General features: G+C 64.6%; 13 protein-coding genes and 6 pseudogenes. 12 read left to right on the top strand and 7 right to left on the bottom strand.

Features of this window, described 5'->3' with window-relative positions:
- The first annotated feature begins 728 nt into the window (after positions 1-728).
- The 4 genes from C9F11_RS45590 to C9F11_RS45575 all read left to right on the top strand — a co-directional run bounded on the left by C9F11_RS45590 (position 729) and on the right by C9F11_RS45575 (position 4,162).
- On the top strand, positions 729-1,640 hold the full coding sequence (locus tag C9F11_RS45590; RefSeq protein WP_138968394.1) for an AAA family ATPase: 912 nt from the start codon (positions 729-731) through the stop codon (positions 1,638-1,640).
- A 575-nt stretch (positions 1,641-2,215) separates the two neighbouring features.
- Positions 2,216-2,707 carry a hypothetical protein gene (locus tag C9F11_RS45585; protein ID WP_138968392.1) on the top strand — a complete coding sequence of 164 codons (492 nt, stop codon included), beginning with the start codon at positions 2,216-2,218 and terminating at the stop codon, positions 2,705-2,707.
- A 292-nt stretch (positions 2,708-2,999) separates the two neighbouring features.
- Positions 3,000-3,284 (top strand): transposase, encoded by a 285-nt coding sequence (locus C9F11_RS45580; protein WP_249402368.1) that lies wholly within the window; start codon positions 3,000-3,002, stop codon positions 3,282-3,284.
- Positions 3,281-4,162, top strand: a complete 882-nt coding sequence (locus C9F11_RS45575; protein ID WP_138968390.1) for an IS3 family transposase — start codon at positions 3,281-3,283, stop codon at positions 4,160-4,162. Before C9F11_RS45580 ends, C9F11_RS45575 begins: the two co-directional genes overlap by 4 nt.
- Before the next feature lie 355 nt (positions 4,163-4,517).
- Here C9F11_RS45575 and C9F11_RS50050 read toward each other — a convergent pair.
- Positions 4,518-4,697: pseudogene (locus tag C9F11_RS50050) on the bottom strand (transposase); the annotation flags it as partial.
- Positions 4,698-4,806: 109 nt separating this feature from the next.
- Here C9F11_RS50050 and C9F11_RS50045 point away from each other — a divergent pair.
- A complete protein-coding gene (locus C9F11_RS50045; protein WP_346347498.1) occupies positions 4,807-5,115 on the top strand; it encodes a hypothetical protein in 309 nt (102 codons plus the stop codon).
- A 13-nt stretch (positions 5,116-5,128) separates the two neighbouring features.
- Here the strand turns inward: C9F11_RS50045 and C9F11_RS50040 are convergent.
- Both C9F11_RS50040 and C9F11_RS49430 read right to left on the bottom strand, forming a co-directional pair.
- Positions 5,129-5,308: pseudogene (locus C9F11_RS50040) on the bottom strand (IS110 family transposase); the annotation flags it as partial.
- A gap of 323 nt (positions 5,309-5,631) precedes the next feature.
- A pseudogene (locus C9F11_RS49430) lies at positions 5,632-6,637 on the bottom strand (IS3 family transposase); the annotation flags it as partial.
- Between the two features lie 949 nt (positions 6,638-7,586).
- Between C9F11_RS49430 and C9F11_RS45555 the strand changes: the two are divergent.
- Together C9F11_RS45555 and C9F11_RS45550 are read left to right on the top strand one after the other, a co-directional pair.
- On the top strand, positions 7,587-8,000 hold the full coding sequence (locus C9F11_RS45555) for a hypothetical protein (protein ID WP_138968384.1): 414 nt from the start codon (positions 7,587-7,589) through the stop codon (positions 7,998-8,000).
- A gap of 849 nt (positions 8,001-8,849) precedes the next feature.
- On the top strand, positions 8,850-11,282 hold the full coding sequence (locus tag C9F11_RS45550; protein WP_138968382.1) for a hypothetical protein: 2,433 nt from the start codon (positions 8,850-8,852) through the stop codon (positions 11,280-11,282).
- A gap of 715 nt (positions 11,283-11,997) precedes the next feature.
- Here the strand turns inward: C9F11_RS45550 and C9F11_RS45545 are convergent.
- The 4 genes and pseudogenes from C9F11_RS45545 to C9F11_RS45530 all read right to left on the bottom strand — a co-directional run.
- Positions 11,998-12,417: pseudogene (locus C9F11_RS45545) on the bottom strand (transposase); the annotation flags it as partial.
- Positions 12,418-12,529: 112 nt separating this feature from the next.
- Entirely contained in the window at positions 12,530-13,738 is a 1,209-nt protein-coding gene (locus tag C9F11_RS45540) for an IS701 family transposase (protein ID WP_138968380.1), read from the bottom strand.
- Positions 13,739-13,792: 54 nt separating this feature from the next.
- Positions 13,793-14,806 (bottom strand): annotated as a pseudogene (locus C9F11_RS45535) (transposase); the annotation flags it as partial.
- Positions 14,807-14,994: 188 nt separating this feature from the next.
- The gene (locus tag C9F11_RS45530) at positions 14,995-15,855 is read right to left on the bottom strand and encodes a helix-turn-helix transcriptional regulator (RefSeq protein ID WP_138968378.1); all 861 of its coding nucleotides are present in this window, start codon (positions 15,853-15,855) and stop codon (positions 14,995-14,997) included.
- 218 nt (positions 15,856-16,073) lie between these two features.
- Here C9F11_RS45530 and C9F11_RS45525 point away from each other — a divergent pair, with 218 nt between their 5' ends.
- The 5 genes and pseudogenes from C9F11_RS45525 to C9F11_RS45495 all read left to right on the top strand — a co-directional run bounded on the left by C9F11_RS45525 (position 16,074) and on the right by C9F11_RS45495 (position 22,055).
- Complete coding sequence (locus C9F11_RS45525; protein ID WP_138968375.1) at positions 16,074-16,604, top strand: RpiB/LacA/LacB family sugar-phosphate isomerase; 531 nt, start codon at positions 16,074-16,076, stop codon at positions 16,602-16,604.
- 121 nt (positions 16,605-16,725) lie between these two features.
- Positions 16,726-17,301: a DJ-1/PfpI family protein gene (locus C9F11_RS45520; protein ID WP_138968373.1), complete on the top strand. Its 576-nt coding sequence runs from the start codon at positions 16,726-16,728 to the stop codon at positions 17,299-17,301.
- Between the two features lie 263 nt (positions 17,302-17,564).
- Positions 17,565-17,897: a putative quinol monooxygenase gene (locus tag C9F11_RS45510; protein ID WP_138968369.1), complete on the top strand. Its 333-nt coding sequence runs from the start codon at positions 17,565-17,567 to the stop codon at positions 17,895-17,897.
- A gap of 1,499 nt (positions 17,898-19,396) precedes the next feature.
- A pseudogene (locus C9F11_RS45500) lies at positions 19,397-20,191 on the top strand (IS5 family transposase).
- Between the two features lie 667 nt (positions 20,192-20,858).
- Positions 20,859-22,055: a hypothetical protein gene (locus tag C9F11_RS45495; RefSeq protein WP_138968367.1), complete on the top strand. Its 1,197-nt coding sequence runs from the start codon at positions 20,859-20,861 to the stop codon at positions 22,053-22,055.
- Positions 22,056-22,290 lie beyond the last annotated feature (235 nt).

The following is a 22,290-nucleotide window of genomic DNA, read 5'->3' as shown; positions in this document are numbered from 1 at the left end:
CGGCACCGCCAGGCACGTTCATTCGGCCCGCCAGCTGAGGATGAGCATCGCCCCAGAGTCGAGACCGCCCTAGCCTATGGCATCCAACTCGCGTTGGGTTTGGGCCCATGGAGAAGAACAGAAGATTCATGCCACTTGCAGCTAGATGCCGCGAAGATCTGTTTTGTGCAAGAAGTTCCGCGATCCAAAGGGACTCAGGAATTGCAAAGAGAGAGCAAGGAATGCCCCTTGACCTGCGCTTTCACATATTCACTAATCGGGACACGAGGGGAGACACGCGGAAGGACACGGGGACACAACTTGCGATCTAGCGCACGAAATCAACTGGCGGACCAACTCGACTCCTGCCTCCTTGAGGGGATGCGACTCCCTCAGGGGGCATCCCCCTAGGCGCATCTGAGGTCTCCTGCGCCCCTCAACGGCCACGTCCAGCTGAGAGGGCACGCGGCGCTCTGCTAGCGTGTCTACGCAACTTCCCAGCAGGAGTGGTGGCGGGCAGTCCGCTAACGCGAGCCGATGCCGCTAAGGCCGACCAGCGCTTGAAGAGGTGAGATGCAGGAATGTCTTCACTCAGGCACAGCTTGAGGGGCATCACCGAAGCGATGGAACTCACCGCAACTTGAGGGCCTCAGCAGCACCAACCTTGCGAAGCGGACCGCCTCGCACAACCAGCCCCTAAGGGGCGCCAAGTACTAACTCGCCCAACAAGAAGCAGGTAGACATCAGATATGCCTGAGCAAATCACTCAGGAGCCGACCGGGGGGGCCGCAGCCGCAGCGGCTCCCTCCACCGAGCTCGTCCCAGAGGCATTCCTCCCCGAGCAAAGAGCTACTCCCTCTCTGGCGCTCCCGGATGACCTTGCCCCTGAGGTCCGTAGCATCATCGAAGGGCTGCCCGAGCCTCTTCGGACTGCTGTGGTTGCCGCCGTCAACACCCCCGACGGAGTCAGCTTCACCATGGGAAACGCCAAGGGCGGCGTTATGAAGACAACGCTATCGGTGTACATCGCACTCATCCTTGCCCTGACCGGGGAGCCAGTCCTCCTCGTGGACGCGGATGGCACCAACAAGACATGCCTCAAGTGGCAAATTGCCGCTGGCGAGGACTGGCCGTCCTCAATCACGGTCGTCGGGTACACGAGTCCTGCCATGGCTAAGCAGGTAAACGACCTGATGGCTCGCGGCTTCAAACACCTCATCATTGACGTCGGCCCACAGGACGTCGGTGTCCTCAAGACCGCCTGGATGCTCACGAAGCGCGGTATTGTGCCTACCCAACAGCACGTCGGCGACGTCGTTCAGCTACCCACGACCTTTGCCCTCCTTGAAGAGATGGGCGAGCCAATTGACCTCAGCGTCATGTTGGCCAAGTCCTTCCCTAAGCGCCGTAGCTACACAAACGCCCGGAACTACGTGGTCGACCTCATCGAAGGCAGGAGCGCCGATCACCCTGATGGCCTACCCTCGGTGGGCCTCTTGGAGACCACCGTCCCGCTCCTGGAAGACATCGCCGAGACCTGGGGATCGATTCCGGATGACTTCTCCCACTTCGGCTCTGTTCTTGCGGAGGCACTGGGTGTACCGCGAGCAGTGATCGTAGAGCGCGAAGCCAAGTGGCTGGCTTCACTTGAGGAGCAGTAGCAATGGCGACGAGCAAGAAAAGCACTTCAGGGCGGAAGAAGCCACCCGCTAGCGCCGCCTTCGGCAGGTTGAACGCCCTCTCGTCGAGCGGAGCGCTTCGGGCTATCGACAAGGCTTCCCCCCAAGCTCCCGGGGAGGAGTCCCTGGTAGTTTCTCCAGAGGCCTCGGCGATGGCCATCTCAAATTCGCCGTCGCCAGAGGCTGCCAAGGAGCCTTCTACGCCGCCAGAGGTCAACGCCCTGCGTGTGCCGTCTCCCAGCTCGGAGGATCACCATGCTCCGGCGCCGTCACCTGCTGCGGAACATGCATCTCACATCACTGATCCTGCGCTGGAAGATGTACTCCCCACGCAAGATGTAAGTGTTCAGTCGGCTTCGCCGGAACCTCCTACGGTGCAATCGACTTCGGGAGTGGACCGGTCTGCCGCGACACTGGGTCTGGGGCCAGTACACCGTCTCCAGCAACCGGAATCTGACCTCAGGCACGAGGCCTCTCAGTCTGATGGGTCCTCGTTGGCGGTTCGGGCAGTCGCTTCTGCTCCTCTCCTCAGCACCTCCGGCTACTCCGAGTCAGGCATGCAGAAGGCCCTTCCGGAGGCACTCGCTAACAAGATCGACGGGCTTCCCCTGGTATACGAGGAGCTAGCAAAGAGCTACCGCATCGCAAAGTCGACTCGTAGAGGCGTCAAGCCTACGAGGAAACGGAACATCAGACTGCATCAAGAGGTGGTTCAGCGTCTGAACCACCAACTCGTCTCTGACAAGCGCATGCTGGGCTTGACGGACCTCAAGAGCAGTCAGTACGTCGACGCAGCCATCACTCTTGCTCAGGGCGTCTCGGTTTCGGATCTGATCAGGGCGGCCGACGAGTTTCGGGACAGCCATCTTGGAGAAAAGGACGTCCTCGCCTCTCCGAACCACTACAGCATCAGTCTTGGAAACTACGCCTGGCTCGACCACATGGTGGATGAGCTTCTCCTAGCGAACACCACAGGTCTGCACGGTCACATGATCAACGTCATCATCAAGGCCTACTTGGACCAGTTCGAAGGTCCGCAAAAAGGCTGACGCATACACGCTGTGCTTGCTGGGGTGGGATCTCCTCTGAGGTCCCACCCCGAAGCAATCTCAAAACCGTTGCTCACTTCGTTGCGGTGGCGGTGAGCCCCAAGTTCGATCGGTCCCCTCGGCGTATCGTGTGAAGTGCCAGCAAACACGCGCTCGTTCTTGAGTTCTCCGCGGGGTGCGGCGCGGGAAGCCGGCCGCCGCGATCCGGCAGGTCTTCGACGCGCCGGGTGGCACGTACGGCTCGCTGTCTCTCTCCTCGTAGTGTTGGAGATGTCCGCTATGAGGAAGTTTGATGGCAGAGATGTGCAAGAGGTTCGAGGCGGAGTTCTGGGCCGGGGCCGTCCGGATCGTCCGTGAGGCCGGGAAGCCGATCGCCCGGGTTGCGGGGGGCCTCGGGGTCAGCGAGGGCACGCTGGCCACGTGGATCTCCCGGAAGGAGGAGACGTCCCGGGCCGGCCTGGCCCCGAGTGAACGCGCTGAGCTGCAGCGGTTGCGCGGGGAGAACCACGAGCTGCGCATGGAGCGTGACGTGCTCAAGCGATCGGTGCTCCTGTGGGTCAAGGAGGCGACGAAGTGACGGTTGCGGACTTCATCGCCTCCCGGAGGGCCGACCACAACGTGCCGCACGCCGTCTCGTGCCGGGCCCTTGAGGTCTCGCAGTCCTGGTTCCGCAAGTGGCTGGGACGAGCCCCGACCACCCGCGCCGATCTCGCCCTGGCGATCCGCGGAGTCTTCGACGCCCCGGGAGGCACCTGCGGCTCCCCGCGTGTCCGCATCGAGCCGCAGGCGAAGGGCTGGCGGATGTCGAAGAACACGGTCGCGAAGGTCATGGCCGAGCTCGGCCTGGCCGGCCGGGCCAGGAAGCGACGGCGGTCACTGACCCGGCAGGGCAAACGGCCCGTCGCCCCGGACCTGGCCCGGCGCAAGTTCACCGCGCCGGCCCCGGACGCCGCCTGGTGCGGCGACATGACCGAGATCTCCACCGACGAGGCAAAGCTCTGCCTCGCCACCGTCATCGACCTACACACTCCCGCCGCCTGCTCCGCCACGCGACGGACACCCGCCACGACACCGGACCCGCCGTCGGCGCCCTGCACATGGCCGCCGCCACCCGCGGCGGCAACGCGCACCGCGTCATCACGCACACGGACCGGGGCAGCGAGTACGCCCAGGATCTCCGGCGAGGCATGTGACCGCCTGGGCGTGGTGCAACCCACGGGACGTGCCGGCTCCGCCCTGGACAACGCGGCCGCCGAGGCGACCAACTCGACCCTGAAGACCGAGTCCATCCACCCGCGCCGTTTCACGACACGGGCCGAGGCCCCAATCAAGACCGCGACCTGCACCACCGACTGGCACAACCCCCGCCGCAGACACTCAGCCTGCGACCAGCCGTCACCCATCGACCACGAGAACCGACACCACACCACAGAACAACAGCCCCAGGCCACTTAACGAAACCCTCCACACACAGAGAGGACGGACAGTGGCACCTGCGGGCGTTGTAGTACGTGAGCCGCTGGAAGATCTCCAGCCTCGCCCGGCGCATCGTCTCCCTCTTGAGTCCCTGCCAGAAGCTCTCGGCGAGGGCGTTGATGCCCCTATGGATGTCAAGTAGCGTCTCGGGCCGGTCACGTGCGGTCTGGCACGATGCTCTTGAGAACGATGATTCGATAGATCTCTCGTGCGACGTACCGCTTGAGAAAGCGGATGATCTCTTTGCGCGTCTTGCCCCGGCGAGGCGTCGCCGCATGTACTCCCGGGAACGCTCCTCCCAGCGCAGACGGCAGAGGACGATCCGGAACAGGGCGGCGTTGGCCTGGCGGTCGCCGCCGCGGTTGAGCCTGCGGCGCTGGGTCTTTCCAGAGGAGGCCTCGACCGGGCTGGTGCCGCACAGGGCCGCGAAGGACACCTCGCTGTCGAGGCGTTCTGGGTTGTCACCGGCGGAGATGAGCGGGGCCGCCGCGCTGTCCGGGCCGACACCGTTCACGTCGAGCAGAGCAGGGGTACTCGCGGTGATCGTTTCTGCTATCCGCTGGGTGAGGTCGTTGATCTCCTCGGTCAGGCTCTGGATACGGCGGGCCAGCAGTCTCAGGGGTATGCCGCGCGGCCCCTGCCGGCCCGGAGACGGCAGATTCCGGGCCGGTGGCGCACTGCTGGAACAGCTTGGGGTTGCTCAGCCCGGCCAGGAATTCCCGGAGTTCGGCATCGGCGCGGACCAGGACGCTCTCGAGCTGGTTGATGGCCTGGGTGCGGGCCGTGACCGCCGAGCCTTTGGCGAGCTTGACCAGCCGCAGCATCTCCACCGGGCCGTCGCTCGCCTTCGCCGTGGCCCGGCCGGACAGCATGGCTCGGGCAGCGGCTTCGGCGTCGACGGCGTCGGTCTTGCCGTGACGTCGGCTGGTTGACCTCGGTCACCTTGATGCCTTCGGCCCGCAGATGCCGTGTCAGGGCGGCCCCGTAGGAGCCGGTGCACTCTACCCCAGCACGTCGCAGAACGCCGAACGCACGGGCCCAGGAGATGAGTTGGCGATAGCCCTCGGCGGTCGCCGGGAAGCTGCGGCCGTCCAGGGTGGCGCCGAGTGTGGTGATGACGGCCACGGCGTGAACATCCTTGTGGGTGTCGACGCCGAGCAGGACTTCCTCGGTGGAATGGGCCGGTATGTGACATCGGGCCGTGGGCTGCGTGATGCTGGGCAAGGTTGCCTGTCTCCTGATCGCCTCGGATACGGGTGGCCGTCGCCGGGCCGGGGCGGTCAAGACTGTGACGTGCCTGTCGCGAAGGCCCCTATCGGGACACGTCCCCTGCCCGGCGGCAGCGAATGCCGCTCCCGGCAGTGGCCGACAGATCAACGCCAAGGTAACAACGCCAGTCGTAACTCGGGTCAGGCCACCGCCCGAAGCGGCACCTGATCATCCTCACAGTCATAGCTCGAGCCGGCCCGACCCATGCTCCTGCGGATCCCGAGCTGGTCGCTGACCTGGGCGAACGCGGCGGAGGTGTACTGGGATCCCCTGTCCGCGTGAAAGATCACTCCGGTCACGCGGCCGCCCCGGGCCGTCACGGCCATCTTCAGCGCGTCGATGACCAGTTCGGCGCGTATGTGCGAGGCCATCGACCAGCCCAGTACGCGGCGCGAGCAGATGTCCAGGACGCAGGCGAGATACAGCCACGCGCCGCCGACCTGCACGTATGTAATGTCCCCGCACCACTTCTCATCCAACAGCCCGGCGGTGAAGTCTCGCTGGACAAGATCGGGGGCGGGTGGCGCGAGGCGGTCGGGGACCGTGGTGCGCTTGCGCCGCCGCAGGTGCCGGCCTTCGATCCCCTCACGCCGCATGAGCCGTTCGACGCGCTTGCGGTTGACTGTGTGCCCGAAGCCCCGCAGCTCGGCATGGACGCGCCGCACTCCGTAGACGCCCCTGTGGCTGGCGTGTATCTTGCGTATCTCTCCGACGAGTTCCTCCTCGCCCCGCCGTCTGGCCGCCCTGGACTCCGCCGAGGCCAGGTGCCGGTAGAAGCCGGACCGCGAGACCTTGGGACCCGGCACAACCGCTTCACGCCGAAGGCGGCGCGCTCACGGGAGATGAAGTCCCAGCGGCGGGTCACGCCCTCATCTCCCGCGCGAAATACTGGGCCGCCCGGCGCAGGATCTCCCGCTCGAGTCCCCATTCCTTCTCGGCCACGCGCAGTCGGCCGTTCTCCGCCCGCAGCCGGGCCAGTTCCTCGTCCCGGCTCTCGACGGGCTGTTCACCACGCGTGCCGCGGCCGGCCAGTTCGCCGGCCTGGCGCACCCAACTGCGTAATGTCTCGCCGGTCACCCCGACATCGGCCGCGACCGCCGCATACGTGCGCTCCCCGCCCTCCACGCGGTACAACGCCACCGCATCCTTCCTGAACTCCACCGGATACGGAGACCTACGTCCCACTAGGACACCCTTCCTCGGACCACAAGATCCGATTATCAGAGTGTCCACACCGCCGGGGTAGCTCACCGACCCCACGATGGAACTGGCCACTCGAAAGATCCCCACAGCGCGAGGGCATTGACGGCCTGTCAACCCGTCCCCGCCCGGGAGTCCTCGTTCCACCCGACCGATGAGCAACGGCAGCTGATGCGGACTCAGCCCGACAGTACGGTGGAAACGCATCGGCCCACGAACGAGCGTGTGCTGGTTGTCATTTCACACGCTAGGCCGAGGGGACCGATCTTGCGTTCAGCGGTCAACTCCACAAAAGATCCACCGACTTCAAATGACCTTCCCCCATCCTGTGTTCACAATTGCGCAATGCGGGCTACACGTCGGGACACGCGAGAGAACACGAGGACACGGCAGCCTTCCGCGCCCCCTCTGTCCACGTCCACGCTGCAGTAAGACTGCGGGCTGCGGCGCTTCTCCTCAGGGCGCGGCTCGCGGCTTGACGCTTCGCGGCATCTTGCCGCGCTTCACGAAGCCAACGCCCCACTGTTGCCGTTGGCGCTGCGCGACCCTCGTGCACCCTGCTCAAACCTTCGTCATCGCGAGCTGGTTTCCTGGCCGAGCCGACTCCGAGGCAATCACCGCACCTAGGCCAGCAACACTTGTGCTCCACCTCGCCTACCTGCATCAATGCCTTCTCGTCAGGTTTGAACTCGGCGCGCCCGTCCAGAGAGTCGACACGCGGAGCAAGGGGCGTTTTGCAGCGAAGGTGCACGAGGGTCGTATGATTCGCGGTGTGGGTTGAGTACGCTCGTGCTGCGCTCATATCGGAACGATTCTCTGCACACCGAGGGAGGTTCAGGTGTCACCACGACGCTCGCCCGTGCGCCGAAACGGGACCATGTCCCAGCGAACCGTGTCCGAGTGGTCTGGCGTCAGCGCAGGCACACTCAAGAACTTGGCTCGTATTGGCCTGCTACCCGACGCGAATCAGCTTCGTCCGAACGATGTCGTCGTTGCCCGAGTGGCCGCGGCACTCGGGGCGACACGCTCGACAAACCGGGATACCCAGCAGGGCGAAAGAACCAATACTGCCTTCCAGCGTGACTGGGACGCCGTTCGCGTCGTGATGGAGCTACTCATCGCAGCCGATGACCCCAGCACGGACGTCGAGGTGCACCCCCGAACTCGCTTGGTGGCCTTTCCTGAGTCCGCTTACCTGATCCAACAGGACTATGAGTTGCTCCATCTCAGCGAGCAGGCTCTGGAGCAGCAGTGCGCAGTTGATGTCCTGCCAGTCGGGGCCTGGCATGCCGACCTTCAGGCACGCCTCTCGTCGCCGTTCGAAGAGGAGGGGCACATAGCCGCATAGAAAACAGAACGGCACCCACATACCTGCCGCAAACAGAGTGGGTGCCGTCTCGAAAAGGCCAAGTAGCCTCTCTCGCCACCTTGAGGTTACCAGCCATCCAGCCGAGACGTCTCTACGCCCAGGGGTCCCGGCTCGATGTGTTTTGCCCATCACGACGCACCGGAACTGGTAGCCCATGCTGTCATCACCAACACGTGATGGAACTCACACAGGGTTCCCCGCATCGTTTGATCCAAGCCTGGTGAGCCCGCCCCGCACATACCGTGCTCTCCGAACAGGCTGGCACGCCCACCCCTCGGCAGCCCGGGAGCTCATCACAGCTCCTGGGCTTGTCTCATGAGCCCTCGCCGACCGCTGCTGACGGGGGATGCTCGCGCTCTCCGTGTGGTCGGCGACGCAAACTCCATCGCATGCGGAGCGCCTGGGACCCCCAGTCCCAGACCACCCACGTTGTCCAGAAAGAGGTGAACCCTCTAACACCTAGCTAAATACCGTCGCACGGCTGACTTCCCTACCTCCTACAGGCAGAGCCAGTCGGCGATGAGGGTTTCCCTTTCACCTCCTCGACAGGAGCAGATCATAGCTACCCGTCAGAGGGCTGGTTCACTTATGCCTGATTCAGGTCAGACGAGCACGCCAGCCACAACTTCACCCCGCGCCGCACCTCATGGCCCTTCCCGTTTCCATTCCCGCACAGGTACAGCCAGCCTCCCGTCCACTGTTCGTGCCTCAGACGAGGCACTGCTGCTCACTCGCAGCATGCGTACAGCTCTTCGGTCTGCCGTGCGCTCCCTTCTGGATGACTCACGCCTGGCAGAAGCCTGTGATCTCGTCCGCTTGGTCTGTGTAGTGCTGTTGGCCAAGGCTCCGGTCTCGTCCGCGGTCGTGATGATGTCGCAGCGGGACCTCGGCGGGTGGCTCGGCTACGGGCTCTCCCACGTCGCGCACACCGTCGTTCCCCGCGTGCGAGGCAATGAGGCTCTCACCTGCGAGGTCAAGCGAGGTCCGACGGGTCGGGTCGAGCGTTTGCGGTTGGAGCTGCTGCCCTTGCGTGAGGCCCGCGCCTCCGCAGCTGTGACGCCGTTGTCTGTGCTGATGCGCCGGGAACTGGCCACCATGCTCAGTCTCTGTGAGGCAGTGTTCTGCCCCGGCTGGAACCCCAAGGACAAGGAGGCGACGCCTGCGGGCTTCATGGCTGTCCATCGGCCGGCAAAGGGCTCGGCATCGGACCGGCTGGCGATGCTGCTGCTCGTTCTCGAGGGCCGTCAGGATGGGCGGGTCCGCATGGCTCCCGGTCGCCTGCCCGCCGGATACAGCCGTGCCGAGGTCACCGTGGCGCGGCTGCTGCGCCGTCCGCCCGAGGTTGGTGCTGCGGTGCTACAGCGACTACTGGATTCTGGCGTGCTGGCATGGGACCGGCCTGGGGTCCACGGCGAGCAGCGCCTGGTGATCCCCACAGTGCGGGAGGCCTTCGATCGTGCACGTCGGCGAGTTGACGAGACGTCAGTGCCACAGGAGCCCCCCACAGGGGAGGGCACAGCACCTTCGCGGGCATCGTCATGCACTCGGTGCGCAGATGCTACTGGCTTCCAGGACACGGGCGACGAGATGGCGCTCGAGGGGGAGGGGTGGGCGCAGCTTTCGTTTGAGGATGTGACGGCTGAGGTGGAACAGACCGGTAGTGCATGTGGAGATCAAACCCCGCTACTGGGCCCTGACTCTGATGCATCACAGCAGGTCAAAGCCATTTTTGCGGATAGTTCGTTGGCAGAAACCAGTGCGCATCTCCACACGGACCACGCACCTGGGGTTACTCCCTCTGCGATTCTTGCGCGCTCCATGGGAAGTTTTTCCGGCTTTGCCGTTGGGGGTTGCTCGTCATTGCGGGGACGCACGAGCGCTCGCGAGAATCAGTTGGGTTCAGCCGCTTCCCCAGTACTGGCAGCTCCCGACACTGGAGGCCCGCTGCGCGGGGAAAACCGCGAGGCATCTGACGGGGGAGTGGAGACGGGGCTGGCCACTGCGGCGAAAGCGTTGGACTCCTGGCGTTCTGTCACTGGAGGCCCGCCGCGGGTGTGGGCGCCGCTTCCTACTGGCCTGGAGAATGTGCTGGAGCCGGTAGCCATGGTCTGGGGCCGTGTCGACCGCGTGGGTGCTCGAAGGATGCTCATCAAGGCTGTCCGACGCCATCTCTGCGAGGTCCTCAGCGTATGCGGCCCGGACGCGGATGCCGAAGGAGTGCTGCGGGAGCGGCTCAAGCGCCGCCTCGCCGAGCAGGGGCATATCCAGATCACCGACCCTGTGGGGTGGTTGATGAGCCGTGCCCTGCCTCGCCGGTCGGTGTGCCTGGAGTCCCGCTGCGATGACGGACGCCGGATGGACTCCCGGGCCGACTGCCAGGCCTGTAATCTGCACATCCTCGACAGGCGTACCCTGCGCGCGCGCGCCGCACAGCTGGCATCGGTACCTGTCCACGGCGACGGGGATGTGCCCAAGGCCGTCAGGGACAGCGAATTGCGTGCGCTGTGGCTGCGTGAGGCTAAAGCAACCGCCGCCCGGCACGCGCGGACCATCCGCATGCGGGAAACCACAGCGGCCGCCGCAGCCGAACACGATGCCAAGCTTCAGGGCCGCTTCACCGTCTCGAAAGCTCAGCCTTGTGTCGACTGCGGGCATCCTCAGTCGGCAGGACTCTGTGGGAGATGCCGTGATGGACGTCAGCTCCTGGCGTTCAAGGACGAGGCCGTCGACATTGCGGTGGCGACCTGGGGCCGTTCGTCCAAGGAACAGGCTCAGCAGTTCGCCGAGCAGACTAGAGGGGACCTACAACAAGCGGTTGAGCAAGTGCTACGGGACCTGCGCCATGCGGGCACAAACGAATCCGAGGCCCTGGACCTGGCCGAGCGGTTGGCTATCCAATCCCAGCTACATGCCGTGCGTGAAAAGGCGCTCCACTGCCTAGCCACCGGGGACACTGCGGGTAGAGAGGCCGAACGCGTCTTCGCGGCCGAGATGCGCTGCCGCCACAACCACGGCAGTTGGGAAGCGGCCAAAGAAGCAGCCTGGGAAGCCTCCGAGACCGCTCGGTGGAAGACTGCGCACCACCTTCTCGAACAGCACCTCCACGAGGTCCGCGCTACCCGGGCGCGAGCCCTCGAGTTGGAAGCAGAGGCGGACCCGTATGAGGTGCAGGCCGACCGGGTACGCGCGGTGATGAACTGGTCTCTGCCAACTCGGCATCCCAAGCCTGGCCTGCGGCCGAAACTGCTGTGCGATTCGTGACGTGGGGCGCCCTCACATGTGTCGGGGAGGGGGGAGGACCGGACGCCGATGTCCAGACCGCCTCTGTTGCCGGGTGACGGAGCTCTCAAGGTCAGGCAATGTCGCGCGGAAGGGTGTGTCAGCGATACGACTGCAGATGTCATCGCTCGGTGGGGACAGAAGGTTCGGGAACGTGGCGCATGTAGATGGGTGGGCCGTAGGTCTCCCAGGGCCTTCTCGACGGCGGTGATGGCGTGGACGACGTCGGCGCAGGTGGGTGCGGCGTGGCCAGCAGCATCTGCCTGTGGGTGGAGCCGACGGGGGTGCTCATGAGGTCCGTCTGGTCGTGATGTCGGCCAGCTTGCGCAGGGCCTGCTGGGCGTCAGGGCGGAGGGTGTGCGACGTGGTGAGCAGTCGCAGGACTTGCTCGCGCCGTTGGCTGATCATGTGCTCGACGTGTTTGCGGACTCCAGTGACGGTGAGGATCTCGCGAATCTGTGTGGCCTCCGGCTCGGTGAGGTGGGGGTTGCCGACCTGTCGGCGCAGGATGGCCGCATGCCGGGGCGCCGCATCACGCAGGGCTAGCCTGGCTCTTTCACTTGGGGTGGTGGGGTGCTGCTGATCGTTAATTTGTGGGTGGCCCCGATGAGTTCGGGCCGTGGGGCATGGCTGAGTTCCGGCGCGGTGGCCGGGTCTTCGAGATCCTTGAGGTCGTGGGCGGTCAGGGGTGCACCGTTCAGCCGGCGGGTCGGGGCAGGGCGGCGAGCCGATGGAAGGCGTCGGCCAGTTCATTTCGCCAGGACCAGGTCGCGGAGATCCGCAGGCGGAGACGGCGGCAGCTGCGGGTGGGGCGGGCGGCGAGGTGGAGGAACTGGTAGCGGAGTCGCTTCGGCTCGGCGGTGGCCAGTTCGCCGTCCAGCAGCAGGAGCTGTGTCCAGGCGATCAGGTCGCCGGCGGCCAGGGACAGTTCGAGCCAGGCGGTGTTGATGTTGAACTGGCGGGAGGGAAAACGGCCGAGGCCGGTGTCCTTCCCGCAGCGGATGCGATCCTCCACGGTGGCATGTCCGCGGTGGCGTACTTCCGGGAACTGGGCCGGTCCACTCCCCGCGACGGGGGTGTCGGTGAGGAAGACCTGGTGGCGCAGGCCCTCGTAGGACTTTGTTAGGTGGTGTCGTAGGGCTGCCAGGGGGCGGGTTGGTTGCAGGTGGGGCAGCGGCCGTTCCAGGTCGCGAGGAGGTGCTGGAGGAGGTCGAGGGCCTGGTAGAGGGTCAGGCCCTGGCAGGGGCTTTTGGGTCGGTGCGCTGTTCGGTCAGGAAGAGGTGGGCGGCGGTCACGAGGGTGACGTGGCGGTGCCAGCCGTTCCAGCTGCGGCCTTCGAAGTGGTCCAGACCTAGGGCGGTCTTCAGTTCGCGGTAGTCGTGCTCGATGCGCCAGCGTGTCTTGGCCAGCCGGACCAGGACACTGGGCGGGAGGTCGGCGGGCAGGTTGGACAGCCAGTACCTGACCGGCTCGTCGGCGTCCGGGGGCCACTGGGCGATCAGCCAGCGCAGGGAGAGGGTGCCGTCGGCGGCGGGCCGGGGGCGGCGCCCGGCCGGGCGGACGCGAAGGAGTACGAACCGGGACCGCATACGGTCTTTGGAGCCGTGGCGCCAGGTGATGGTGACGGCCTGGCGGCGGCCGGCGGTCAGCACATGGCCGCGCAGGCTGAGCGGACGGGTGCGGTAGCGGGACAGCGGGCGTGGTCTCCGCCCGCCATAGGGCGGTGTCACCGGCTGGGCGTCCGCCGCATAGGCCGTCAGCTCGCCTTTGACCTGGAGCACGTAGGCCAGGTGCCGTTCCTCCAGCCCGGTGCGGAAGGCGGCGTTGCTGCCGTAGGCGGCATCCGCGGTCACCACTGGCGGCCGCAGTCCGGTCCCGGCCAGGTCATCCAGCATGTCCAGCGCCAGCTGCCACTTGGGCCGGTGACGCACCATGGGCGGGATCCGGCAGCGCCGGCGCCGCTCGGCGGCCGCTGGCCCGTCCCAGCACGCAGGCACGAACAGCCGCCAGGCCAGCGGGCAGGAAGCGGCATCGGTGGCCGCGTGCACGCTCACCGCGACCTGGCAGTTGGCCTTCTTGCCCAGCGTGCCGCAGTACTGCACTGCCACCGCCGGCGAGTGATCACCATCCTTGGGGAAGGCGGTGTCATCCACCACCCACACTTCCGGACAGACCGCGGCCACCGCCCGCCTGGCCAGCCGCCGCTGAACCACAGCGGCCAGCCAGGTCGACGACGTGACGAACTGCTGCAACCGCTGGTGATCAACACCGAGGCGGCGGGCCATCGGCTGCATCGACTTGCGCCGCCCGTCCAGCAGCAGGCCCCGCAGATACAACCCGCCCTTGGCCCGCTGGTCCGACCGCACCAGCGGAGCGAACACCTCCGCCGCGAACTCCTCCAACCGGTCCCGGCACCCGGCAAGCTCCTCCGGAGTCATACCCCCAGCCAACAACCAACCCCGAACTACGCCAACCCACCTAACAAAGTCCTACTCGACGGTGTCGAGCAAGGAGAGCTGGGCGCCGGGGTGCGGGCGTTCACGGCGCACGATGATCCGGGTTCCGGCCGGATAGCCCACCAGGCTGACCATGCCGGTCAGCTCGGCGGCCTCGGCGCCCTCGCGCAGGCTGCCGTCCTGGTCGAGGGCCGGATGCCACAACCGGTCGGGAACAGCGCGAATCGCCCTGCGGATGGGCTCGGTGACGGCATGGCCAACCGAAAAGAACGTACGTATCCCGCGCTCGCGCAGGTCACGGATGTGCGCGAGGAACAGCTTGGAGCATCCGGCGCTGTCGGTGCGGATCAGGATGTCGGTGCCGTGCCGGTGGGCGTCGGGGAGCTGAGCGAGGGCATCGTCGAGCACGGTGATGTGATCGCTCGCGGTGTTCGCCCCGGCGTTTCCGGGACGCAGTCGTCCGGCCAGGGCACCGCGGGTGCTGGCCGGGAAGCACAGCAGCGGGTGGTAGCCGAAGCCGCCCTTGTATGCCGGCGCGGTGTCCTGCTTCTCGGAATGGCAGGTCACCAGGGTGGCATCGAGGTCCAGCACGAGACCGGGCACCTCGCGTCCGCCGGCTCGTACTGTGGGAATGCCTTCGCCGCTCTCGGCGGCCTGCAGCCAGGCTATCTCCCGGGCCTGGGCGCGAGCTGTCCGCACCCGGGTGAGCACCTTGTCGTCGATTTGGGCGAGCAGCCGCCAGGCGGTGGCTGTGGACGCCACCGGTCCGAACACCTCGCCCTGGTCCCGCAGTACCGCGAGATCGGTGATCGTCTCGCCGCCGTCGGCGATCATCACCGCAAGGTCCACGGCGACCCGGCCGGGATCGTGGCCGGTCCCGCGTGGCCGCAGCGAACCCAGCACGCTCGAGTACGCCGCCGTCAGTCCCGTCGCATCGGCGAGATCCACGAGCAGGCGTGCCCCGGCATGCCCGACCACCCCCGAACCGTCCGCCGTGACATGGACCTTGGGACGCGAACCGATAGCCTTCACGCAGAAAGTGCCTTCCAACCGAGACAGCAGAGACCCTCAACAAGTCTCATCGTCCCTGGTCAGGAGGCACTTTCGCGTTCACAACACGGTGACCGCACTCACCCCAAGTGAAAGCGCGAGGTTAGCGATGGCGGGTGGTCCACGGCCCCGAGGGTGGCGTGTTCTACGACACCGTGCCGGTGTGTGGGCGTCGGTGTCGTAGGGCCCTACCCCCACTCCCCGGCTTGTGCGGTTGCAGCCAGTTCGCGCAAGCTGCTCGCGGCTGGTGAGCCGGGTACGGCAGTGTAGACGGTCAGTGCCTGGTCCGGGTCGTCGGGGATACGGAAGGTCTCAAAGGACAGGTCGAGTTTGCCGACGGCTGGGTGGTACAAGGGCTTGTGGCCGTGCGTCTCGTCTCGGACGGTATGGTCTGCCCACATCCGGCGGAAGTCCTCACTCTTTTCGGAGAGTTCGGCGATCAGCTTCACCACTTCATCGTCGTGTGGATGGCGGCCCGCGTCGACCCTAAGGAACGCCACCGTGTCATCGGCTTTCTTCTGCCAGTTGACGTACCGCTGCCGTGCCGTCTCGTCGAGGAACGTCAGGCGTGCCAGGTTGCGGCGCTCAAGCGGCAGGCTGGGGAAATCGGCGATGAGTATGCGGGCCAGGTCATTCCAGGCGAGGATTTGCAGGCGTCGGCCGACCACATAAGCAGGTGCATTTTCTAGAGTGTCGAGGATGCATCGCAGGCCGGGCCTGACGTGCTGTTGCTGTGTGGCGTACCCCTCCTTCGTCTTGGTGGTGCCGCTGCCGTGGTGCACCAGGGAGTGCAAGTGCTGCCGCTCAGTGTCATCCAGTTGCAGTGCCAGGGCGATGGCGTCGAGGACCTCGATGGATACCTTGCCGCCGCGTCCCTGCTCCAGACGTATGTAGTAGTCCACGCTCACACCGGCGAGCTGCGCCAGTTCCTCGCGGCGCAGTCCTGGCACCCGGCGGCGGACGCCATAGCCCTTCATGCCTATGTCCTGAGGCCGCACCCGGGCCCGTCGTGAACGCAGGAACTCACGCAATTCCGATCGACGATCCATGCCCCCATCATGCCGTGCGCTGCGGGTGGTACCAAGAGACCCAGGAACGCTGCACCCATGGATGCCAGAGACTGGCACTTACAAACCGAGGGGAGCAGCAGGCCTACCTGGGGGCTTGTTTTCGGATGGATGTGCCCACACAGTGGACACATCGTTGAAATTGGATCGGGAATCCAGTGGGACTATCTAGAAGTTCCCTGGCCCCTGAAGGGAATGTCATGAGTGGCCAGTTGCGCATTGTCATCGGAAGCGATTTCCGTGGTTTTGAATACAAGGAGGCCATCAAGGAGTTCCTCAGCAATGACCAGCGCGTAGAGTGCGTGCAGGACGTCGGCACCACCAAGGACACCGATACCGGCTACCCGCACATTGCCGTGGACGCCGCTGAGATCGTCGCCGACGGAGAGGCCGACCGAGCCCTGCTGATCTGCGGTACAGGCCTCGGCATGGCCATCAGCGCGGGTCTGGTCCCGGGCATCCGTGCCGTGACCGTCAACGACGCTTACCAGGTGGAGGGTTCGGTACTCCTCAACAACGCCCAAGTGATGGCCATGGGGCAGATGAGTGTGAGCCTGCACCACGCCTTGGCCCTGGTGGACCAGTGGCTTGGCCTGCGCTACGACCCCACCTGTGAGTGGGCGCCCTTGATAGACGCGATGGTCAACTACGAGGCCGAGTACACCAAGAAGACCAGCGGCCAGACCGGTCGGCGCCAAGCCGCCGTCTCCTGTGGTGTCCCCACGCCCTGACCGAGAGCAGACGCGCATCCCTCTCAGACGCGTGCTCATCCCCGGCATCGTCCCGCCCCACCGTCCTACCGCGCCTCCCTTCCCGCTGCCCGGCAGCCCTGCAACGTAAGGAGTACCTCTCATGCCAGCCTCGAAGATCCTCATAGTCGCCGGTGACGCCACCGAGGACTTGGAGCTGTTCTATGGAATGCAGCGCCTGACTGAAGAGGGATATCAGGTCACCATCGCCGCCCCTAAGGCGAAGAAGCTCAAGCTCGTTTCACATGACTTCGACGGCACCTACGAGGACACATACACCGAGTTCCCCGGAAAGTCCTGGCCCGCTGACATAGCCTTCGCGGACGTCAATCCCGAGGACTACGCTGGATTGTTCGTGCCCGGAGGCCGTGCGCCCGAACACCTGCGCCACAATGCTGACTTTCGACGCGTCGTCATGGCATTCTTCACTGCTAACAAGCCCGTGGCCCACACCTGCCACGCTGCGATCGCCCTCGCGCCGCTCGGCGTTCTCAAGGGGCGAACAACAACCACGTTCCCGCAGGTTGCCCCCGAGGTAGAGCTTGGCGGCGGCACATTCGTCGACGCGGCTCCTGTCGTCGACGGCAATCTCGTCGGTGCCCGCGACTGGTCCGAAAACCCGCAACTCTTCCGCGAGTTCCTGAAGCTCCTGCGGCAGAGTGCCCCACTCACAGACTGATGGGGTGCTTCGACTGCGCCTCGAGCGGTCACGACACGGTGGCGACTGCGATCTGCACCGGGTGCGGCGCGGCTTTGTGTCAGCAGCACAGCATCACCACCGGGCGTGATGTGCGCTACACAGTAGGCATGGGACGGGCCTCCTCGCCCGTCCCGGCCCGGCGCATCACCTGCCGAATCTGTTACGGAGCCTACCGGGCTGCATAAAACAGAGCTCCCGCTCTCTCCCTTTGAACCCCTTTTCTCTGAAAAGAAGGCATTGCTGTGATATTCATTACTGTCAAGTTCACTATCCTTCCCGAGCGTGCCGACGATTGGCTGGACCTCGTCGACAGCTTCACCCAAGCTACCCGTCGGGAGCCCGGCAACCTCTTCTTCGAGTGGTCCCACAGCCTCGACAACCCCCACCAGTTCTTCCTGGTGGAGGCGTTCCGTGACAGAGAGGCGGGCCGGGAACACGTGGAATCCACGTACTTCAAGAAAGCCATGGAGGACATATCGTACGCGGTCGCCATGACTCCGCAGATCGTCTACACCGAAATCCCGGGAGGGAACGGCTGGGATAAGATGGGCGAGGTCACTCCATGCCCTGCATAAGGCCTGCTATGGTGGCGGACTAGCCACGGTTGGCGGCTCGGCAGCGGTCGTCACCTTGGCAACCTGGGCATTGCGGGTCGCGGTAGGTCCTCTGGAACAACAACACCTGCCTGCGCGTTGCCAGGCCACCGGCGAGAACTGCTTATCGATGCGGCTACCGAACCGGGCACAGCCTGCGGACGATTGGTGGCGGTCTGGATTCCGTCCTGAGTGCGCGCCGGCACGAGGATCAGTTGGGGCGCTGCGAAAAATTGTGAATGCGATGAATACGCGCTCAGCAACAAGAGAGGGCGACAGTGCTGAGTGGGTCACTGCCCCCATCAACGTTCACGTCGACGACCGGGACACTACCACCGCGCGGGCACGTCGAGCTGATCGCACGCCACCTTATGGGGCACACGCCGAGTTGCATACCCCTGGTCTACGACAACCCGCACGGGCACCTGCAGGCTTTCACCGGCGACTGCCTCTCCCCGAGACACCGTTGGTAACACCTGGGAGACTCCATCGCCTTCACCAGCCTCCTTCATGACGTGCAGAATAGAGGTATTTGACAAACACCCTGATATCACCTCGCTTATCCAGCCAGCTCGGGGCGACTCTTTTGCTGCATACCTCGTAGCAGCCGAATCGACTGCCAAGACCTGTATCGGCATAGTTTGCCTGGCGACCAAGATCAGCCAGATCCGCAGATCCTGTGAATTGAGCAACAGAACCCAGGGAGCCTTTTATGCGCGTCGGAGGTGGGGGTTCTCCTCAGGGGCCCTCGCGCAGACGGAGGCCGCTTTATCAGGGCGCCCGCCAGCGATGAGACATTGATCGAATCACCGATATGATTCCTGCCTTCTCGTGATGCAGAGAGTTTTGAATCGGCTCCCAGGGCTGGTTCGAATTCGTCAGCCGTTCACATCAGCCCGGTCCGCAAGCTGCACTCAAGGGTGACAACCCACTTAGGCTGATTTTCTGCCAGTCGGAGCGGGGGAGCTGTGCAACGTGGTACCCCAGCAGAGCCCTGCTGAGTGCCTTGCCTATCGTGTACTGATCGCAGCAGTGTCCGACTCTGAACCGGTATTGCTATCTGACCACAGCCCGGACACCACGCTGACTAACAAGCACCTATACCTCCAAAGAGCAGAAGAAGCTGATAGCGGGTGCGCTGTCTGTGCAGATACCCCCGCCCTGACAGTGACAAGGAAGGACCATGCCACGACCTCCGAGGAGACCATCCCAGCTAACCACGCTGGCCGCACTAGCGATCTGTGCCGGAGCCGTGCTGATCATCGTGGCGATTCTGGCTGAAGCCACACTCGCCATGTGTCAGTGCCGTGAGGTAAAAGCCCACCAGCAAGAGAGCCTTTCCGACCTATACCTGGGTGGCTCAGCCTCCGTAACCTTCGCCGGTCATGAAGTTCAAAAGACGTCCGTCGGTAGGTCATAGACGTGACAGTAAGAGGTTGTCTCACGTGGTGATGGTGTGAGCCGAGGCATGATGTGTCTTTGTGAGTGCCGATCTGTCGCAGCGGTTGGTTCCTGAGGGACTATGGGAACTCGTCGCAACCTTGGCCGCCGCCGTTCAACTCCCGTCCGCAGGCCGGCGGGACTGCCCCACTGGACGAGCGGTCGGTGTTCACAGCGATGGTGTACGTGCTAACCAGCGGGTGTGCCTGGCGGTATCTGCCGGAGACGTTCGGAGCCCGCACGGCACACCGCCGGTTCACCGCGTGGACCGGGGCGGGCTTGTGGCGCCGCTTGCACCGGGGAGTCCTGGACGGACTCGGCGCCCGGGGCGAGATCGACTGGAACTCGGTGATCGTCGACGCCGCGTCGGTGCGGGCGAAAAGGGGGGTCCGCTGACCGGGGCCGAATCCGGTTGACCGCGGCAAGAAGGGCAGCAAGCTGCACGTGCTGTCCGAGGCCCAGGGCATCCCGCTCGCCGTCGCCGTGTCCGGCGCGAACATGTACGACAGTCTCGCCCTCAAGCCCCTGATCTGCGGCATACCCGCTATCCGTTCCCGGCGCGGGCCGCGCCGCCGACGACCGGTCAAGATCCGCGCGGACAAGGCGTACTTCTCGTTGCCTGGCTCCGGGACCGGTTCCGGTTCCCGCGTATCGCGCGTCCAGGAACCGAGTCCGGCGAACGACTCGGCCGACACCGCTGGAAGATCGAACGGTCCATCGCCTGGGCCTTCGGCTATCGCTGCCTCACCGTCCGATACGAACGAAAGGGCAGCCACTTCCTCGGCCTCGCAGCCGCCCTCACCTGCTACAAAAAGCTCACAAAACTCACCACGTAAGACAACCTCTTAGCTGACCGGGGCAAGCAGGGCTGAAGCGGCCCCAGGTGACCGACAGCTACGGCTTACCGGTGGTCGCCGTCCTGGCCGGAGCCCATGCCTGAGACCACACGCTGCTGCTCGATACCCTCGGCGGCTTTGCCGAACTGAACTGCTGGCTCGTCCATGTCCCACAAAACCCGCAGCTGAGCCTGGACCCCGACTTCGAGTACCGACCCATGTGTGCCGACCTTGCCGAGCGCAGTACATCAGGAGGATCACCAAACATGGTGCCAAGGTTCCCATCCAGACCGACGGCCGCTGGGTGTACGAGCAGACGAACTCCTGGATGAATGTTGTCGGTAAGCTCCGAGGCAACACTGAAGGAACGATGGCGTGTGTGCGCTGAATTCTACGTCGCCCTGGCTACCGCCATCATCACCCTGCGCAGCCTGATCCGCCGGGCTGGGTGCCAGTACATCCACGCCTGGGGCACCTGACCACTAGCCCCCGCATCCGATAACCACACCTCAATGCCTACCGGCGGACGCTCTTGGCCCGCAAACCCTAGCTCAGTGAAATTTTCTCTACAAGATGCAAGCCACCCCCACAACCTCCACGATCTCAGGGCGGTTTAGTCTGTGCCCTGAGATAGATTCTGCCAGCACCATCAGGGAAGGAAAATTTCATGCGCAAGACCACCACGGCTCGCCGTGTCAGCGCGTCGGTGCTGCTCGCCAGCACCCTCGTCGCAGGCCTCGCCACCCAGGGCAACGCCTTCGCAATCGATTACCAGGAGGGCAGCGGCACGACCGACACTAGCAGCGACACCATCATTGACCTTCCCTATGGCGATAAATGGAAAATGCCCACCAAGCTGCCCGGGATCACTGGCTTCAAGGGCTTGCCCGAGCTCGACGATAAACTAACCAAGAAGACGACGCTGCAAGACGCAGCCGGGAGCCCGGAACAGCACACGGTCAATACTGCCACCCGCTATTCTGAGGTGCTCCGCCAGCTGAATGAGCAGAGCCCGGGCATGAAGGCACCCACGACTGGCAAATACGACCTCGTTGTGCACAACAGCTGGGACGAGGAGAGTCTTATTCACAAGGCTGCAGGTAGAAGTTTGACTGACTACTGCGGTCAGGATGCAAACAACTGCGGCTTTACCGGCAGGCTGATCGAGGCGGGTCCGAAGCTGGCTGACAGCGGAGCCGTCACGACTGGAAGCGGTAAGGGTAAGCTCACGGTCACTGAGGGCTGGAATGAGACGAAGACCCGGACCGAAACCAGGGGATTCAGCATCGGTGGCACCGTGGAGCTGTCCCCCAAGATCTCAGATCAGGGAGGCAAGGGCGGGTTCACGTTCACCTACAACAGGTCGACGACGGATGCGCACGCATACGGCACCACCCGCAGCGTTGCTCAAGAACTGCCCGTCCCCAGCTACCATCAGGCCTCAGGTCAGTCGCGCTTTGTCGGTGGTGTCTACGCCGGATACATCGCGGTGGTACATCCTGCGGAATCCATCAGGGTGAGCCAGCAGAAACTACCGCTGGAAGTCAGGCGCATGGCTCAGTGGAGCATGCCGACCCTAACGGCCTACAACACCAACGATATCGTTGAGTTGTACCCTATGCAGGCGGCGGTGAAGGCACCCGGTAAGGACCTTCCGACAGTCGAGGGGGTCATGTCCATCCGGCGCGCTGAGACCAATGCCCCGGAGGGGCTCCGATCCCTGTGGAAGCAGTACGACGCCCTCAAGGACAGGTACAACAGCGCCACGGATGCAGACGAAGAGAAGCGGATAGCTGCGGAAATGGATGAACTTATCAAAAGGATGAGCTCCGTCTATGAATCGGCGCAGGCCCCGAAGCCGTAGGCGCCAGCTACACTCGCCTGATGCGACCCCGCACTGTATAGCGTGGATGATGGTGCATACACTGGGGCGCGAGGGTACTTGGAAGGCCATTCAGCAGGGCTATTCTTATTCGCGGTGGCCGCGAGAAGCTGCAGGTCATGGAGATGTGACTAATCTTCACGTTGGCATTCCCGTACCCAACGAAGCTCCGATGACCACTCATTGAGCTTCTTCGATGTGGCCACCGTTTGGGTGA

It is taken from the genome of Streptomyces sp. YIM 121038, assembly GCF_006088715.1.
GTDB lineage: Bacteria > Actinomycetota > Actinomycetes > Streptomycetales > Streptomycetaceae > Streptomyces.
This window is presented reverse-complemented; position numbering and strand designations above follow the sequence as displayed.

Bases quoted from the DNA above. Each gene is read 5' to 3' on its own strand.
- C9F11_RS45590 (WP_138968394.1), top strand. From the start codon at position 729: ATGCCTGAGCAAATCACTCAGGAGCCGACCGGGGGGGCCGCAGCCGCA.
- C9F11_RS45585 (WP_138968392.1), top strand. From the start codon at position 2,216: ATGCAGAAGGCCCTTCCGGAGGCACTCGCTAACAAGATCGACGGGCTT.
- C9F11_RS45580 (WP_249402368.1), top strand. From the start codon at position 3,000: ATGGCAGAGATGTGCAAGAGGTTCGAGGCGGAGTTCTGGGCCGGGGCC.
- C9F11_RS50045 (WP_346347498.1), top strand. From the start codon at position 4,807: ATGCCGCGCGGCCCCTGCCGGCCCGGAGACGGCAGATTCCGGGCCGGT.
- C9F11_RS45540 (WP_138968380.1), bottom strand. From the start codon at position 13,738: ATGACTCCGGAGGAGCTTGCCGGGTGCCGGGACCGGTTGGAGGAGTTC.
- C9F11_RS45530 (WP_138968378.1), bottom strand. From the start codon at position 15,855: ATGGATCGTCGATCGGAATTGCGTGAGTTCCTGCGTTCACGACGGGCC.
- C9F11_RS45525 (WP_138968375.1), top strand. From the start codon at position 16,074: ATGAGTGGCCAGTTGCGCATTGTCATCGGAAGCGATTTCCGTGGTTTT.
- C9F11_RS45520 (WP_138968373.1), top strand. From the start codon at position 16,726: ATGCCAGCCTCGAAGATCCTCATAGTCGCCGGTGACGCCACCGAGGAC.
- C9F11_RS45495 (WP_138968367.1), top strand. From the start codon at position 20,859: ATGCGCAAGACCACCACGGCTCGCCGTGTCAGCGCGTCGGTGCTGCTC.